The sequence below is a fragment of the Streptococcus mitis genome (assembly GCF_047462815.1).
In the GTDB taxonomy this organism is placed as follows: Bacteria; Bacillota; Bacilli; order Lactobacillales; family Streptococcaceae; genus Streptococcus; species Streptococcus mitis_DO.
In genome coordinates, this window is the sequence record NZ_JASHFB010000001.1 from 159369 (window position 1) to 176001 (window position 16633).

Below are 16633 nucleotides of genomic sequence, written 5' to 3' on the forward strand. Positions count from 1 at the left end.
GGATTATGTGACTTTCAGTCCGTCTCGCTAAGTCAGGTGTGAGACAGGCAAACCACCCGTTTTAGGGGTGGTCATGATTTTTTATGACATAAAAATCTTGACAGATAAACTTAAAAAATGTAAACTATTTACTGGTTAATTAAATGGTTAAATAACCGGTTTAGAAAAACTGTTTAACCGAGAAAAGAAGTTAAGAAATAGCTTCATCATTTATTGAAATGAGGGATTTATGAAATTCAGTAAAAAATATATAGCAGCTGGATCAGCTGTTATCGTATCCTTAAGTCTTTGCGCATATGCACTGAACCAGCATCGCTCGCAGGAAAATAAGGACAATAATCGTGTTTCTTATGTGGATGGTAGCCAGTCAAGTCAGAAAAGTGAAAACTTGACACCAGATCAGGTTAGCCAGAAAGAAGGAATTCAGGCTGAGCAAATTGTCATCAAAATTACAGATCAGGGCTATGTAACGTCACACGGTGATCACTATCATTACTATAATGGGAAAGTACCTTATGATGCGATTTTCAGTGAAGAACTTCTGATGAAAGATGCTAATTATCAACTTAAAGATGCTGATATTATCAATGAGGTTAAGGGTGGTTATATCATCAAGGTCGATGGAAAATATTATGTCTACCTGAAAGATGCAGCTCATGCTGATAATGTTCGAACCAAGGATGAAATCAATCGTCAAAAACAAGAACATGTCAAAGATAATGAGAAGGTCAGCTCTGATGTTGCTGTAGCAAGGTCTCAGGGACGCTATACGACAGATGATGGTTATGTCTTTAATCCAGCTGATATTATCGAAGATACTGGTGATGCTTATATCGTTCCTCACGGAGGACACTATCACTACATTCCAAAAAGTGATTTGTCTGCTAGTGAATTAGCAGCCGCTAAAGCTCATCTGGCTGGTAAAAATACGCAACCGAGCCAGTTAAGCTATTCTTCAACAGCTAGTGATAATACTAATCAAGCTATAGAGAAAGAATCAACTAGCAAGCCAGAAAGCAAAGTTGAAAATCTCCAAAGTCTATTGAAAGAACTCTATGATTCGCCTAGTGACCAACGTTACAGTGAATCAGATGGATTAGTCTTTGACCCTGCTAAGATTATCAGTCGTACACCAAATGGAGTTGCGATTCCGCATGGCGACCATTATCATTTTATTCCTTACAGCAAGCTCTCTCCTTTAGAAGAAAAGATTGCTAGAATGGTGCCTATCGGTGGAACTGATTCTACGGTCTCTACAAATGAAAAACATCATGAAGTAGCGTCTAGTCTAGGAAGTCTTCCAAGTAATCCATCTATATTGAATAATGCTTCTTCAACGTTAAATAAGGAAATTCCTTCAACATCTGATGGCTATATCTTTAATCCAAAAGATATTGTCGAAGAAACAGCTACAGCTTATATCGTCAGACATGGTGATCATTTCCATTACATTCCTAAGTCGAATCAAATTGGTCAACCGACTCTTCCAAATAATGGTCTAACAACACCTTCGCCATCTCTTCCAATCAATCCAGGAACTTCACATGAGGAACATGAAGAAGATGGGCACGGTTTTGATGCCAATCGTATTATTGCTGAAGATGAAGCAGGATTTATCATGAGTCATGGTGACCACAATCATTACTTCTTCAAGAAGGATTTGACTGCTGATCAAATCAAGGCAGCGCAAGACCACTTGAAAGAGGCAAATACAGCAACACCAAATCCAGCTCATGATAACGATCACGATGAAGATCATCATGGACACCATCATGATGAAGACCATGATCACGGTTTTGATGCCAATCGTGTCATCAGTGAGGATGAACAAGGCTTTGTCATGAGTCACGGAGACCACAATCATTACTTCTTCAAGAAGGATTTGACATCAGAGCAAATTAAGGCAGCTCAAGATCATCTGAAAACACATCATGATGCAGAGCCTGTAAAACCTCTTGCTAAAACGGTAGAGTCTTTCTCAAGAGATGCTAGTGATGAAGAAAAGATTGCTTATATCTCTAAAACTTATGGCGTTCCACTTGAAGCTATTAGAATTTCAAACGGATTCTTTGTTTTTGGAAATCCAGACCAAGCCTACGATCCAACTCATATCCATCCCTATGCTGTTCGTAAAGAACACGTTCGACTTCCACTCCAAACTGGAAATCCAGAACTTGATTTCCTAAATGAACTCTATACCACTGCTTTGCGAGATGGGGTGTCTCCTTATAGCTTACAGGTAGAAAATGGTAGTTTTGTGATTCCTCATGGCGACCACAATCACTACATCAAGGTTCAAACTAAGGGCTATGAAGTAGCGTTGAAAAACAAGATTCCAGCTCTACAATCTAACTACCAACCTGGAGCTTTTGATGAGAAGGCAGTCTTGGCAAAAGTAGATCAACTTCTAGCTGAAAGCAGAAGCATCTACAAAGATAAGCCTATTGCACAAAGACAGATTGAGTTAGCCTTAGGTCAGTTTACTGAAAACATGAAGAAACTGGCAACAAACTCTACAGCAGGTTATCTTGCAACACTTGAACTCTTTGATAAGCAATATATCCATATTGATGAAAGTGTCAAACCTGTTGAAACAAGCGCTCTAGATAAGAAATATCAGGCCTTGATTGATAAAATCAACACACTAGATACAGACTCTTATGGGCTTCCTAAGAAAGACCTACTCGTTCGACTCCAGGAAGCTAAGTTGGCTAAAGATGAGGCAGGTTTGGCAGCGGTTGAATCACAACTTCAAGCCTTGCAAGACTTTAATGATCGAACAGGCGTTACAACAGTTGAATACATCAAGTACTTCTACGAACACGTAAATGACGGTCGTTTGAGTGATGAACTTCGAAACAAAGTGGCTCAGTTGACTTGGACCTTGTATCAATCTCAATCCTTCCTTAAGGCAGCAGAATTGAACAAATTATTCCCAAGTATCTATCAGGCAAAACAAGAAGTGGAAGAAGCTTTGAAAGCTCAGCCAACTACTGCAAAATCAAGTCAGACAGTTCTAGATACTGAAAAAGTTGATAATCAAAGTGCCAAGACAGCTATTTATGGCTTCTTGAAAGAATTGTATGGAGACTTTATGCCTGAAGAGCATGTGAATCATGTCAGCAAGGAACAAGTAGAAAGTCTTTTGAGCAAGGCAACTCAACTCTTAGAGCAAATCCAAGAAGAAGGAATCAGACAATCCTTGGCAGAAGAAGTAGAAAATCTCAAAGCTGCCACAAACAAAGCTGATGCAGATTTGGATGAAGTAAATAGTCAGGTGAAAGATATCTTGACTCGTATCGCCAGCTCTCTTCAACAAGAGAAAGAAAATGCTGAGCAAGATCCTCAGACACTTGTACTCTATCAAAAACTCTACGATATTCTTATGTCGCTTCATTCTTATTTAGAAAACAATAAGGGTTCTGATGAGGACTTTGATAAGGTAGATGCTTTACTAGATCAACTTTCTGCTAAGAGTAAAGATAAGGCTGCTTTACTTGAATTGACAAAAGCTATTCTGATCTTGAATCAAGAAATCAAGTCAAAATCAAGCGCGAGTGAAGAAGCAAGTCCAGCAACAAATGCCGAGGCAAATGGTGATAAGACAAGTGCTGAGAACCAACCAAATGTAGCTACAGAATCTAACAGTGAAACTACTAGCGACGAAAACAAACCGAGCAACGCAACAGATTCTAAATCTGCTGAATCAGTTCCAGAAAAGGAAACAACAGAATCTTCTACAACTACTGGAAATCAAGAAAAACCAGTAGAATAAAAAAGTTGGTAGATAAAAAGTTTGTGGTCGTAGATCTAGGAGATTTTCCCATTCAAGGCTGTTTCCTATTTCTCATTGTAATTATAAACCATGGCAACATAAGAAAACGAGCATTTCCAACTGAGGAGGTGCTCGTTTTTTGATAGTTAGAAGTAGTTTTTATCCGTCTATTTAGAGTTGATTACAAGAAATTATTGACTTGAATGTGGATATAAGATTTATTCACTGATTATAATGTTTAAATAGTGCTCCAAAGCAAAGAATTATCCTCATGAGTATGAATCTTATAAATTAACTACCTCCAAACCATGTTCTGTCAAGCGATAGATGCTTGAACAGACCTCTTTTAAGAAACGACGGTCATGCGAAACAGTGATGATACCGCCTGGATAGGTTGCAAAGAGTTTTCTTATTTCAGGTTGAGAAGTTGGAGAAAAGTTTCGTGTAGGTTCATCCAGCAGGAGAAAGTTTGGTTTGCGCAAGACTAAATCCAAAAGCAGGAGTTTTCCCTGTTGTCCGCCAGATAAGGAGCGAATTTGATGCTGCATTTCTGGATAACTGAAATTGAGACTAGCTAAGTGGGATTGGATTTTTTGTAGTTCCTCTTTTTCCCCAGTTTTGCTGAGATAGGCTATTGGTGATAAATCCAATTGCAGTTTTTTGTGGTAATCTTGTGGCATAAAACCAAGCGAAATCTCTCTTTTGGCGCTAAGCAGTTGTTGAAACTTGGCTAACAGAGTCGATTTCCCAATACCATTTGGGCCAATGATACCGATTTTTTCTTGGCCACGAACAGTTAGTTGAAGTCCTTGAGCCAAAACTCGCTCACCAATGGACAAATTCTCTTTTTCCAGTTGGATTAAGACTTTAGATGCCGGTAATGGCTGTATATCTGAGAAAAAAAGTCTGATTTCTTCCTCTTCAAGTGGTTTTTGGGTCATGGACTGAGCTGTCTTTTCAAAGCGTTTTTCTTGAGAGAGGACATTTTTCATCTTTTTAGCCAATAGGCGACCTGCAGTACTGTCTTTGGTAGCTCGAAGAGCAGTTTCTACAGTTTGTTTAACTCGTTGATGTTTTTCCATAGTTTTATCGTAGGCTCTTTGGTCGTTGGCTGCTTGCTGGCTTTGTCTGGCAAAATTAGCCTTTCTCTGCTCACTATAACTATCATAGTCTAAATGCTCTACTAGTGTTTCCGCTTCTTTACGGTGCTTGACCAGTCGCAAGTGAACAATAGTGTCTGCCGTTTCAGAAAGAAAGTCCTCATCATGGGAAATGAAAATAACGGTTTGTCTAATCTTACGAATCTGACCTTTTAGCCAATCAACCGTCTCAAGATCCAAGTCATTTGAAGGTTCATCTAAAAATAGAATCTCAAAGGGTTTGGCTAACTCATGGATGAGCTGAATTTTCAAAGCTTCACCCCCTGATAGACTACCAATTTCTTGGTTGCTAGCGAAGCGATCGCCATCAAAATGCAACTCCTCCGCCAAACGATAGAGGACACTGTAATCTAAATCGATAGAATCTAAAAAGAAGTAGTCGTGTAGAGATTGTTTTTTAAGCTCCTCGGGGAGTTTTTGAGGAATGTAGGCTATTGATTGATAATCAGATTGAATGTCTCCCCTGATAGTGAAATCAGGCAAAGCTTCCCTCATTAAAGTTTTAAGCAAGGTTGATTTGCCATTTCCTTCCTCTCCAATAATAGCTACCTTTTCCTCATCTTGGATGGTCATGCTTAGATCAGAGACAAGGTCTCGTAAATCTTTGTTTTGTGTGATGGTCAGGTGATTGATTTTTATCATATGATTGCCCTTTCTAGAATGTCCATAGTGCATAACAAAAAGCTCTACTTTACCTAGTAGAGCCAATGTCTATGTCAAAAAAACTCTATTAATACTCTTCGAAAATCTCTTCAAACCACGTCAGCGTCGCCTTACCGTAGATATGGTTACTGACTTCGTCAGTTCTATCCACAACCTCAAAACAGTGTTTTGAGCTGACTTCGTCAGTCTTATCTACAACCTCAAAGCAGTGCTTTGAGCAACCTGCTGCTAGCTTCCTAGTTTGCTTTTTGATTTTCATTGAGTATAAAATGCCAGAAAAAGAGCATAAAAGAGCACACAAAAAGAGACAAAAACAAGATCTACTAAATAAAGGTTCTTTATTTGATAGACTTAGTTGTTCATGTCTCCCTTACCTCCGAGTATTAGTACCTCTATCCTATACCTTTCAGGAAATTTTGTCAATAGAAAACTGGAAATTTCAATCTCTAAAATACGAGTGGTAAGCATTAGTAATGAGTTCTTTGTCTTCCATATGAGCATCCTCTTTGCTATCATGTATTCTTGCCTATAGTATAGCACCAAAAAATATAGTGATAAATATATTAAAAAATCGAATTTTAATTACAAAGTTTGGTATGCTGATTTGTAGACTTTTCATGGTATAATCAAGAGAGTAAATCTTTAAGGAGGAAGTATGAAATTAAATATTCAAGAAATTCGTAAGCAGTCTGAAGGCTTGCATTTTGAACAAACGTTAGACCTAGCCGCAGACCTGCGTGCACGCAATCAAGAAATTTTAGATGTAAAAGATATCCTTGCAGTTGGGAAAGTACAATATGAAGACCGTATGTATTTCTTAGATTATCAACTATCTTACACCATTGTTCTTGCTTCAAGTCGCAGTATGGAGCCAGTTGAGTTAGTTGAATCTTATCCAGTCACGGAAGTTTTCATGGAAGGCGCAACTAACCAGCTAGATCAAGAAGTTCTAGATGATGATTTGGTCTTGCCTATCAAAAATGGAGAACTTGACCTTGCTGAGAGCGTGTCAGACAATATCCTGCTTAATATCCCTATCAAGGTCTTGACAGCTGAAGAAGAAGCTGGTCAAGGATTTGTGTCAGGAAATGACTGGCAAATCATGACAGAGGAAGAATACCAAGCTCAACAAGCAGTTAAGAAAGAAGAAAACAGTCCTTTTGCTGGCTTACAAGGACTATTTGATGGAGACGAATAATGGTCTTGTCAAAAAAACGAGCACGAAAAGTGCTGGAAGAAATCATTGCTCTGTTTCCAGATGCCAAGCCCAGTCTTGATTTCACTAATCATTTTGAACTCTTGGTTGCGGTCATGTTGTCAGCTCAGACAACAGACGCAGCAGTAAATAAGGCCACACCAGGTCTCTTTGCTGCCTTTCCAACGCCACAAGCCATGTCTGTAGCGACAGAGAGTGAGATTGCTTCACACATTTCTCGCCTGGGCCTGTATCGGAACAAGGCTAAATTTCTTAAAAAATGTGCCCAACAGTTACTAGACGATTTTGATGGTCAAGTCCCTCAGACACGTGAGGAATTGGAGAGTTTGGCAGGTGTTGGTCGCAAGACAGCCAATGTTGTCATGAGTGTGGGGTTTGGAATTCCAGCTTTTGCAGTGGATACTCATGTGGAGCGTATTAGCAAACACCACGATATCGTCAAAAAATCAGCGACACCGCTTGAGGTGGAAAAGCGTGTCATGGATATCTTGCCACCGGAGCAGTGGTTAGCAGCCCATCAGGCCATGATTTATTTTGGAAGAGCCATCTGTCATCCTAAAAATCCAGAATGTGACCAGTACCCACAATTATATGATTTTAGCAATTTGTAAGATGGAACATCAAAAGTTTTTGCTTGATTTTAACCATGCTTTGTGCTATAGTAATTGATAACTAAATATTCCTTTAAACCTGTCCCGTGAGGCAGGCAAGGAGCGCGATAAAGTAGAAGGGTGAAGTCTATACTGTTTGCAGTAGGGCTCGCTTGGCTATACATTTCAAGTCTCCTTGTTTAAGGAGACTTTTCTTTTTGGAGGTTTGTCATGAAGACAAAAGAAGTTGTAGACGAATTGACCGTCAAACGAGCGATTACGCGTATTACCTATGAGATTATCGAACGTAACAAAGATTTGAATAAGATCGTCTTGGCTGGTATTAAAACTCGCGGTGTCTTTATCGCCCACCGAATTCAAGAACGTTTGGAGCAACTAGAAAATCTTTCAGTTCCTGTTGTGGAATTGGATACCAAACCTTTCCGTGATGATATTAAAAGTGGAGAAGATACCTCTTTGGTTTCAGTGGATGTGACAGACCGTGAAGTTATCTTGGTGGATGATGTGCTTTATACAGGTCGTACCATTCGCGCTGCTATTGATAATATTGTCGGTCATGGTCGTCCTGCGCGCGTGAGTTTAGCAGTTCTAGTCGATCGTGGACATAGAGAATTGCCAATCCGTCCAGATTACGTTGGAAAAAATATCCCAACCAGTCGTTCTGAAGAAATCATCGTGGAGATGGCAGAACTTGATGGCCAAGACAGAGTTCTGATTACTGAAGAAGCTTAGAAAGCTAAAGGAGTAGCCATGTCAGAAAATCAACAAGCATTGAACCATGTGGTGTCCATGGAAGACCTCACTGTCGAACAAGTGATGAAATTGATCAAGCGAGGAATTGAGTTTAAAAATGGAGCTCAGCTTCCCTATGAGGACCATCCGATTGTCTCCAATCTTTTCTTTGAGGATTCTACACGGACGCATAAGTCCTTTGAAGTGGCAGAGATTAAACTGGGATTGGAGCGACTGGACTTTGATGTGAAGACTAGTTCAGTCAATAAGGGTGAAACACTTTATGATACCATTTTGACTTTGTCTGCTTTAGGAGTTGACGTCTGTGTGATTCGTCACCCAGAGGTTGACTACTACAGAGAGTTAATTGCTAGTCCCACGATTACGACTTCCATCATCAATGGTGGAGATGGTTCGGGCCAACACCCTAGCCAGAGCTTGCTTGATTTGATGACCATTTATGAGGAATTTGGCCACTTTGAGGGTCTCAAGGTTGCGATTGCAGGTGACTTGGACCACTCACGCGTTGCCAAATCCAATATGCAGATTTTGAAACGCTTGGGAGCTGAACTTTACTTTGCTGGACCTGAGGAATGGAGAAGTCAAGAGTTTGCAGACTATGGACAGTTTGTAACTATTGATGAAATTATTGATCAGGTGGATGTCATGATGTTTCTTCGTGTGCAACATGAACGCCATGATAGTGGTGCAGTCTTTTCAAAAGAAGACTACCATGCTCAACATGGCTTAACACAAGAACGTTACGAGCGCTTGAAAGAAACAGCAATCATTATGCATCCGGCTCCAGTCAACCGTGATGTAGAAATCGCAGATCACTTGGTTGAAGCACCAAAATCACGGATTGTCCAACAAATGACCAATGGTGTCTTTGTTCGAATGGCAATCTTAGAATCCGTACTGGCGAGTAGAAACGCCAACTAAAACACAAGACGTTAAAAGACGCCAGTGAGCGTCCACGAGAGGTGAAAATATGACAAAAAGACTTCTAGTATTAGAAGATGGCACAGTTTTTGAAGGCAAGGCCTTCGGAGCAGATATTGATGTAACAGGCGAAATCGTCTTTAATACAGGCATGACCGGCTACCAAGAATCCATTACAGACCAGTCTTATAATGGACAAATCTTGACCTTTACTTATCCTTTGGTAGGAAATTATGGAATCAACCGTGATGATTACGAATCCATTATTCCAACTTGTAAGGGAGTCGTTGTTTTCGAAGAAGCACGTAGAGCAAGCAACTGGCGCAACCAAATGACCTTGGATGAATTTTTGAAAGCCAAGAAAATTCCTGGTATTTCAGGGATTGATACGCGTGCACTTACCAAGATTATCCGTAAGCATGGTACCATGCGTGCAACTTTGACTCATGTTGGGGACAGTATGGACCATGTGACGGATCAGCTCCAAGCAACAGTTTTGCCGACAGACAATATCAAGCAGGTTTCTACTAAAACTTCATATCCAGCTCCAGGAGTTGGTTTGAGTGTTGTCTTAGTTGACTTTGGTCTCAAGCACTCAATCCTACGTGAACTTTCTAAGCGAAACTGTAACGTGACGGTTGTTCCCTATTCGACAACGGCTGAAGAAATTCTCCATCTCAATCCTGACGGAGTTATGTTGTCAAACGGTCCAGGTAACCCAGAAGATGTTCCACAGGCACTGGATATGATTCGTGGTGTGCAAGGGAAAATTCCAATCTTTGGTATTTGTATGGGGCATCAACTCTTTGCAATGGCAAATGGTGCTAAGACCTACAAGATGAAATTTGGACACCGTGGATTCAACCATGCGGTACGCGAAATTGCTACAGGACGTGTGGATTTTACAAGTCAAAACCATGGTTATGCAGTTAGCCGTGAGGATTTGCCAGAACACTTGATTATCACCCACGAAGAAATCAATGACAAGTCAGTTGAAGGTGTGCGTCACAGATACCAACCTGCTTTCTCTGTTCAATACCACCCAGACGCAGCCCCTGGTCCACACGACGCAAGCTACCTATTCGACGAGTTTATCGAGATGATGGAAGCTTTTAAACAATCAAACTAAGAACGAGTAAAAGCTCGTCGAAGAATTTATTTAATGGCAACCTGAGAGTTGCCGAATAGAAAGGAGAAGATACATTGTTCGCGGAAGTGAACACGCCCTAAGAACTGTGTGAAAAAGATAAACATCGTCTTGACGCTGAAGGTGTCTGCACCGAGTTTCCTATTTTCACTGTGTTCTTTACGGGCTTTGTATCATAAACTATGCCTAAACGTACTGATATTCAAAAAATTATGGTGATTGGTTCTGGTCCGATTATTATTGGTCAGGCTGCAGAGTTTGACTACGCTGGGACCCAGGCTTGCTTGTCGTTGAAAGAGGAAGGTTATGAGGTTGTCTTGGTTAACTCAAACCCTGCCACCATCATGACGGACAAGGAAATTGCTGATAAGGTTTATATTGAACCGATTACTCTTGAGTTTGTAACGCGTATTCTTCGTAAGGAGCGTCCAGATGCCTTGCTACCAACCCTTGGTGGGCAAACTGGTCTCAACATGGCCATGGACTTGTCTAAAAATGGTATCCTAGATGAGCTTGGTGTTGAGCTTCTGGGTACAAAATTATCTGCCATCGACCAAGCGGAGGATCGTGACCTTTTTAAACAATTGATGGAAGAATTGGAACAACCAATTCCAGAATCTGAAATTGTCAACACAGTCGAAGAAGCTGTTGCCTTTGCAGCAACAATTGGGTACCCAGTCATCGTCCGTCCAGCCTTTACCCTTGGTGGTACTGGTGGTGGTATGTGTGCCAACGAGGAAGAATTGCGCGAGATCGCTGAAAATGGTCTGAAGTTGTCACCTGTTACCCAATGTTTGATTGAGCGTTCAATCGCAGGTTTCAAAGAAATCGAATATGAAGTGATGCGCGACTCAGCTGACAATGCCTTGGTTGTTTGTAACATGGAAAACTTTGACCCAGTTGGGATTCACACAGGGGATTCCATTGTATTCGCCCCAGCTCAGACTATGTCAGACTATGAGAACCAAATGCTACGTGACGCGAGTTTGAGCATCATTCGTGCCCTCAAGATTGAAGGTGGATGTAACGTTCAGCTGGCCCTGGATCCCCACAGCTTTAAGTATTATGTTATTGAAGTAAATCCTCGTGTATCGCGTTCGTCAGCCCTTGCTTCTAAGGCGACAGGTTACCCGATTGCTAAGTTAGCTGCTAAGATTGCCGTCGGTTTGACCTTGGATGAGGTGATCAACCCAGTTACAGGTTCAACCTATGCCATGTTTGAACCAGCCCTTGACTACGTTGTTGCCAAGATTCCACGTTTCCCATTTGACAAGTTTGAAAAGGGTGAGCGCCGTCTTGGTACTCAGATGAAGGCCACTGGAGAAGTCATGGCAATCGGTCGTAACATTGAAGAATCTCTCCTTAAAGCTTGTCGTTCCCTTGAAATTGGGGTGCATCACAATGAAATGCCTGAACTTGCATCAGTTTCTGATGATGCCTTGATTGAAAAAGTAGTCAAAGCCCAAGATGATCGTCTCTTCTATGTATCAGAAGCCATTCGTCGTGGCTACACACCAGAAGAAATTGCAGAGCTTACAAAAATTGATATTTTTTATCTCGATAAACTCCTACATATCTTTGAAATTGAGCAGGAGTTGGGAGCTCATCCACAAGATCTAGAAGTCTTGAAAACAGCCAAACTCAATGGTTTCTCAGACCGTAAGATTGCTGAACTATGGAAAACGACTGCTGACCAAGTTCGCCAACTTCGTTTGGAAAACAAGATTGTTCCTGTTTATAAGATGGTCGATACTTGTGCGGCAGAATTTGACTCTGAAACACCATATTTCTATTCAACCTATGGTTGGGAAAACGAGTCTATCAAGTCTGATAAGGAATCTGTACTTGTACTAGGTTCAGGTCCAATCCGTATCGGTCAGGGCGTTGAGTTTGACTACGCAACTGTTCACTCTGTTAAGGCTATCCAGGCTGCTGGATATGAGGCCATCATCATGAACTCAAACCCAGAGACCGTTTCTACAGACTTTTCTGTATCAGATAAGCTTTACTTTGAACCATTGACATTCGAAGATGTTATGAACGTCATTGACTTGGAGCAACCAAAAGGGGTTATCGTTCAGTTCGGTGGTCAAACAGCTATCAACCTTGCGGAGCCATTGGCACAAGCAGGTGTGACCATTTTGGGAACTCAAGTCGCTGACCTAGACCGTGCCGAAGACCGCGACCTCTTCGAGCAAGCCCTTAAAGACCTGGATATTCCACAGCCACCAGGACAAACGGCTACCAATGAAGAAGAAGCAGTTCTTGCAGCTCGCAAGATTGGTTTCCCAGTCCTCGTTCGCCCATCTTATGTTTTAGGTGGACGTGCTATGGAAATCGTAGAAAATGAAGAAGATCTTCGTTCTTACATGCGAACTGCTGTTAAGGCTAGTCCAGACCACCCAGTTCTTGTCGATTCTTACATTGTTGGTCAGGAGTGCGAAGTTGATGCCATCTCAGACGGAGAAAATGTTCTCATTCCTGGTATCATGGAGCACATCGAACGAGCTGGTGTTCACTCAGGTGACTCAATGGCCGTTTACCCACCACAAACCTTGTCGCAAAAGGTGCAAGAAACCATCGCAGACTATACGAAACGCCTAGCAATCGGCCTTAACTGTCTTGGAATGATGAACATCCAGTTTGTCATCAAGGATGAAAAAGTCTACGTTATTGAGGTCAATCCACGTGCCAGCCGTACCGTTCCATTCCTTTCTAAGGTGACCAATATTCCTATGGCTCAAGTAGCAACCAAGCTCATTCTTGGTCAAAAACTTGAAGAACTTGGCTACCAAGATGGACTTTACCCTGAAAGCACCCGTGTTCATATCAAGGCACCTGTCTTCTCCTTTACCAAACTAGCTAAGGTAGACAGCTTGCTCGGTCCTGAAATGAAGTCAACAGGTGAAGTTATGGGTTCTGATGCTACTTTGGAAAAAGCTCTCTATAAAGCTTTTGAAGCTTCTTACTTACACTTGCCAACCTTTGGAAATGTAGTCTTCACCATCGCTGATGATGCCAAAGAAGAAGCCTTGGACTTGGCTCGTCGTTTCCAAAACATTGGCTATGGAATCCTTGCGACAGAAGGGACAGCAGCCTTCTTTGCCAGTCATGGATTGCAAGCCCAACCTGTTAGTAAGATTGGTGATGACGATAAGGATATTCCAAGTTTTGTACGCAAAGGAAGAATTCAAGCTATCATTAACACAGTAGGAACAAAACGAACTGCTGACGAAGATGGTGAGCAAATCCGCCGTTCAGCTATTGAACACGGGGTGCCCCTCTTCACAGCCATAGATACAGCTAACGCCATGCTTAAGGTACTTGAAAGCCGTAGTTTTGTCACAGAAGCAATTTAGTTTAGAAAAGTTTTTCACAGTTTAAAAGCCAGCGTCGTAAATCGCTGACTTTTACAATACTGATGTTGCTTATTTCAACTATCATGCTTTCCTTAAGAATCATTCTAAAATGTGATATAATAAGGATGAATTGAAAATAGAAAACTATTTTCATCATTTTTTCAAAAAATCCATTAAGAAAATAGGTAAAGACAGATTAGAAAGTGTAAAATTCCGATGTCTTCTTACAAAAAGGTCTCTCTTTCTGAGATCAATCAATCTATTGAAACTCCCAATAACAATCATTTTTGGCAGAATCTAAAAGCATTTTTAGGACCTGGCGCTCTTGTAGCAGTTGGTTATATGGATCCTGGAAACTGGATTACTAGTGTGGTTGGTGGTGCTTCCTACAAATATAGTCTCTTATTTGTTATTTTGATTTCATCCATCATTGCCATGCAGTTACAACAAATGGCTGGAAAGCTCGGTATCGTGACTAGGATGGATCTAGCGCAGGCAACAGCTCATCATGCTCCCAAGTGGCTTCGCTATAGTCTGTGGGTGATTTTAGAATTAGCTTTAATGGCGACAGACTTGGCTGAAGTTTTAGGTTCAGCGATTGCCTTAAATCTTTTGTTTAAAATACCGATTATGGTAGCTATCCTCCTAACCGTTTTAGATGTATTTCTTTTACTTTTGTTGATGAAGTTTGGGTTCAAGAAGATTGAAGCTATTGTTACGACTCTTATCTTAACTATATTAGGTATTTTTTCTTATCTGGTGGCTTTATCCAATCCAAGTATTCAGGGAATATTTAGTGGTTATTTACCGACTTCGACTTTATTTGAAAGTCCTCTTCCGGGACATGAGAGTCAATTGACCTTAGCTTTAGGGATTGTAGGAGCGACAGTCATGCCCCATAATCTCTATCTTCATTCATCCCTATCGCAAACAAGGAAAATTAACCACAAAGATAAGAAGGACGTCCGAAAAGCAGTGCGCTTTATGACCTTGGATTCAAATCTTCAGTTGTCCTTAGCTTTTGTTGTCAATTCCTTGTTGCTCATTTTGGGTGCCTCCCTCTTTTTTGGTCATGCATCTGAAATTTCAGCATTCTCCCAAATGTACAATGCTTTACAGGATTCGACAATAGCAGGAGCGATAGCCAGCTCAACTTTGTCAACTTTGTTTGCTCTGGCTCTCTTAGCCAGTGGTCAAAATTCGACCATTACAGGAACTTTGACAGGACAGATTGTCATGGAAGGTTTCTTGCATCTGAAATTACCTCAGTGGCTTATCCGTATCGGTACACGTATTTTTGCCTTGCTACCTGTGATTATAGTCGCTGTCTTATTTGGACATCAAGAAAAGACCTTGGATCAGTTATTGGTTTACTCACAGGTATTTCTTTCAATCGCTCTTCCGTTTTCAATTTTCCCCTTAATCTATTTGACCTCTAAGAAGTCACTGATGGGAGAATTTACCAATGCCAAGTGGAACACAATCATAGGCTACGCAGTTGCAATTGTCTTAACCATTCTTAATATCAAGCTTCTTTTCGATATTTTTTAAACATGTTTAAATTAGGTCTTAAGTATTAGCTTGAAGATTGATAAAGTGATAATAGTAGTGGTTGGTTTATGAAATGAAGTACTAAAAAGAGGTTGGGAAAAAACTCAATTTCAGTAGAAAATGTAGTAAATTTTCCCACAATAAAACGCATAGTATCAAGTTTTTTCAATACCTGATATTATGCGTTTTTTGATTTTAAAGACTTTTTGCCCAGCCTCGTTTATAGTGGATTGAAGTTGGAATAATACGCTTTGCTTTCTAAAAAATGTTAGAAATTAAATTTAATTCCCTGATTACTTTGTTCAGATTTTATTTCACTATAACTATCAATTTTCCCTCAAAAATGATTCTAAATTGGGAAAAATTTAGAATGTCAATTACTCATTTTTGTTGCATGCTACTCCCTTTTGCAAAAATGGCTATTTCAGGTTAAAAAAACGACATTTCAGATTTTCTGTTCCAGAAATAGCTATCGCTATGATATAATTATTTTATGATTATTACTATTCCTATAAAAAACCAAAAAGATATTGGCACACCTTCTGATTCAGTCGTTGTTCTCGGCTATTTTGATGGTATACACAAGGGGCATCAAGAATTATTTCGTGTTGCCAATAAGGCTGCGAGAAAGGACTTATTGCCTATCGTTGTTATGACCTTTAATGAATCTCCAAAGATCGCTTTAGAGCCTTATCATCCTGATCTGTTTTTACATATTTTGAACCCTGCTGAACGTGAAAGAAAATTAAAGCGTGAAGGTGTAGAAGAATTATATCTCCTTGATTTTAGTAGTCAATTCGCTAGTCTCACGGCAGAAGAATTTTTTGCAACTTATATCAAGGCTATGAATGCCAAAATTATTGTTGCAGGTTTTGATTATACATTTGGTTCTGACCAAAAAACGGCAGAAGACTTAAAGGATTACTTTGATGGAGAAGTCATTATCGTTCCACCTGTAGAAGATGAGAAAGGAAAGATTAGTTCAACTCGTATCCGTCAAGCTATTTTAGATGGAAATGTGAAAGAAGCAGGAGAACTTTTGGGGGCACCGCTTCCATCAAGAGGTATGGTGGTTCATGGCAATGCTCGTGGTCGTACGATTGGTTATCCAACAGCTAATTTGGTGCTTTTAGATCGTACTTATATGCCAGCAGATGGCGTTTATGTCGTTGATGTTGAGATTCAAAGACAGAAGTATCGTGCCATGGCTAGTGTTGGGAAAAATGTGACCTTTGATGGAGAAGAAGCACGTTTTGAAGTCAATATTTTTGATTTTAATCAAGATATTTATGGAGAAACCGTCATGGTTTATTGGCTTGATCGCATTCGAGATATGACCAAATTTGACTCAGTCGACCAATTAGTGGATCAGTTAAAGGCTGATGAAGAACTAGCCCGGAATTGGTCTTAAGAAATTGAGTAAACAAAAAAGAGGTTGTTTGTAACCCAAAAGATAGATGAATAAGTCTAACTTTTG

Annotated in this window: 11 protein-coding genes; 9 read left to right on the forward strand and 2 right to left on the reverse strand. The window is 40.4% G+C overall.

The features are described from left to right. Nucleotides 1–229 precede the first annotated feature (229 nt). Complete coding sequence (locus QM865_RS00815) at nucleotides 230–3775, forward strand: pneumococcal-type histidine triad protein (protein ID WP_414305799.1); 3546 nt, start codon at nucleotides 230–232, stop codon at nucleotides 3773–3775. Nucleotides 3776–4059: 284 nt separating this feature from the next. Here QM865_RS00815 and QM865_RS00820 read toward each other — a convergent pair whose 3' ends face one another. Together QM865_RS00820 and QM865_RS00825 are read right to left on the reverse strand one after the other, a co-directional pair. Continuing rightward, entirely contained in the window at nucleotides 4060–5610 is a 1551-nt protein-coding gene (locus QM865_RS00820; protein ID WP_414305800.1) for an ATP-binding cassette domain-containing protein, read from the reverse strand. Between the two features lie 55 nt (nucleotides 5611–5665). Beyond that, nucleotides 5666–5857, reverse strand: coding sequence for a hypothetical protein (locus QM865_RS00825; RefSeq protein WP_077805014.1), 192 nt, complete (start codon nucleotides 5855–5857; stop codon nucleotides 5666–5668). Between the two features lie 396 nt (nucleotides 5858–6253). Between QM865_RS00825 and QM865_RS00830 the strand changes: the two genes are divergently transcribed. The 8 genes from QM865_RS00830 (at nucleotide 6254) to QM865_RS00865 (ending at nucleotide 16567) form a co-directional block, all read left to right on the forward strand. Next, a complete protein-coding gene (locus QM865_RS00830; RefSeq protein WP_140832710.1) occupies nucleotides 6254–6796 on the forward strand; it encodes a YceD family protein in 543 nt (180 codons plus the stop codon). After that, complete coding sequence (gene nth, locus QM865_RS00835) at nucleotides 6796–7425, forward strand: endonuclease III (protein WP_061759128.1); 630 nt, start codon at nucleotides 6796–6798, stop codon at nucleotides 7423–7425. Before QM865_RS00830 ends, nth begins: the two co-directional genes overlap by 1 nt. Nucleotides 7426–7635: 210 nt before the next feature. Then, nucleotides 7636–8157 (forward strand): bifunctional pyr operon transcriptional regulator/uracil phosphoribosyltransferase PyrR, encoded by a 522-nt coding sequence (gene pyrR, locus QM865_RS00840; protein ID WP_061759127.1) that lies wholly within the window; start codon nucleotides 7636–7638, stop codon nucleotides 8155–8157. A gap of 18 nt (nucleotides 8158–8175) precedes the next feature. Continuing rightward, nucleotides 8176–9099: an aspartate carbamoyltransferase catalytic subunit gene (locus tag QM865_RS00845; RefSeq protein WP_153193338.1), complete on the forward strand. Its 924-nt coding sequence runs from the start codon at nucleotides 8176–8178 to the stop codon at nucleotides 9097–9099. Nucleotides 9100–9148: 49 nt separating this feature from the next. Further along, on the forward strand, nucleotides 9149–10228 hold the full coding sequence (locus QM865_RS00850; protein ID WP_000166853.1) for a carbamoyl phosphate synthase small subunit: 1080 nt from the start codon (nucleotides 9149–9151) through the stop codon (nucleotides 10226–10228). Between the two features lie 200 nt (nucleotides 10229–10428). Continuing rightward, nucleotides 10429–13605, forward strand: coding sequence for a carbamoyl-phosphate synthase large subunit (carB, locus tag QM865_RS00855; protein ID WP_414305801.1), 3177 nt, complete (start codon nucleotides 10429–10431; stop codon nucleotides 13603–13605). A gap of 216 nt (nucleotides 13606–13821) precedes the next feature. Next, the gene (locus QM865_RS00860) at nucleotides 13822–15156 is read left to right on the forward strand and encodes an Nramp family divalent metal transporter (protein ID WP_020901096.1); all 1335 of its coding nucleotides are present in this window, start codon (nucleotides 13822–13824) and stop codon (nucleotides 15154–15156) included. Nucleotides 15157–15649: 493 nt separating this feature from the next. Then, nucleotides 15650–16567, forward strand: coding sequence for a bifunctional riboflavin kinase/FAD synthetase (locus QM865_RS00865; protein WP_261079432.1), 918 nt, complete (start codon nucleotides 15650–15652; stop codon nucleotides 16565–16567). Nucleotides 16568–16633 lie beyond the last annotated feature (66 nt).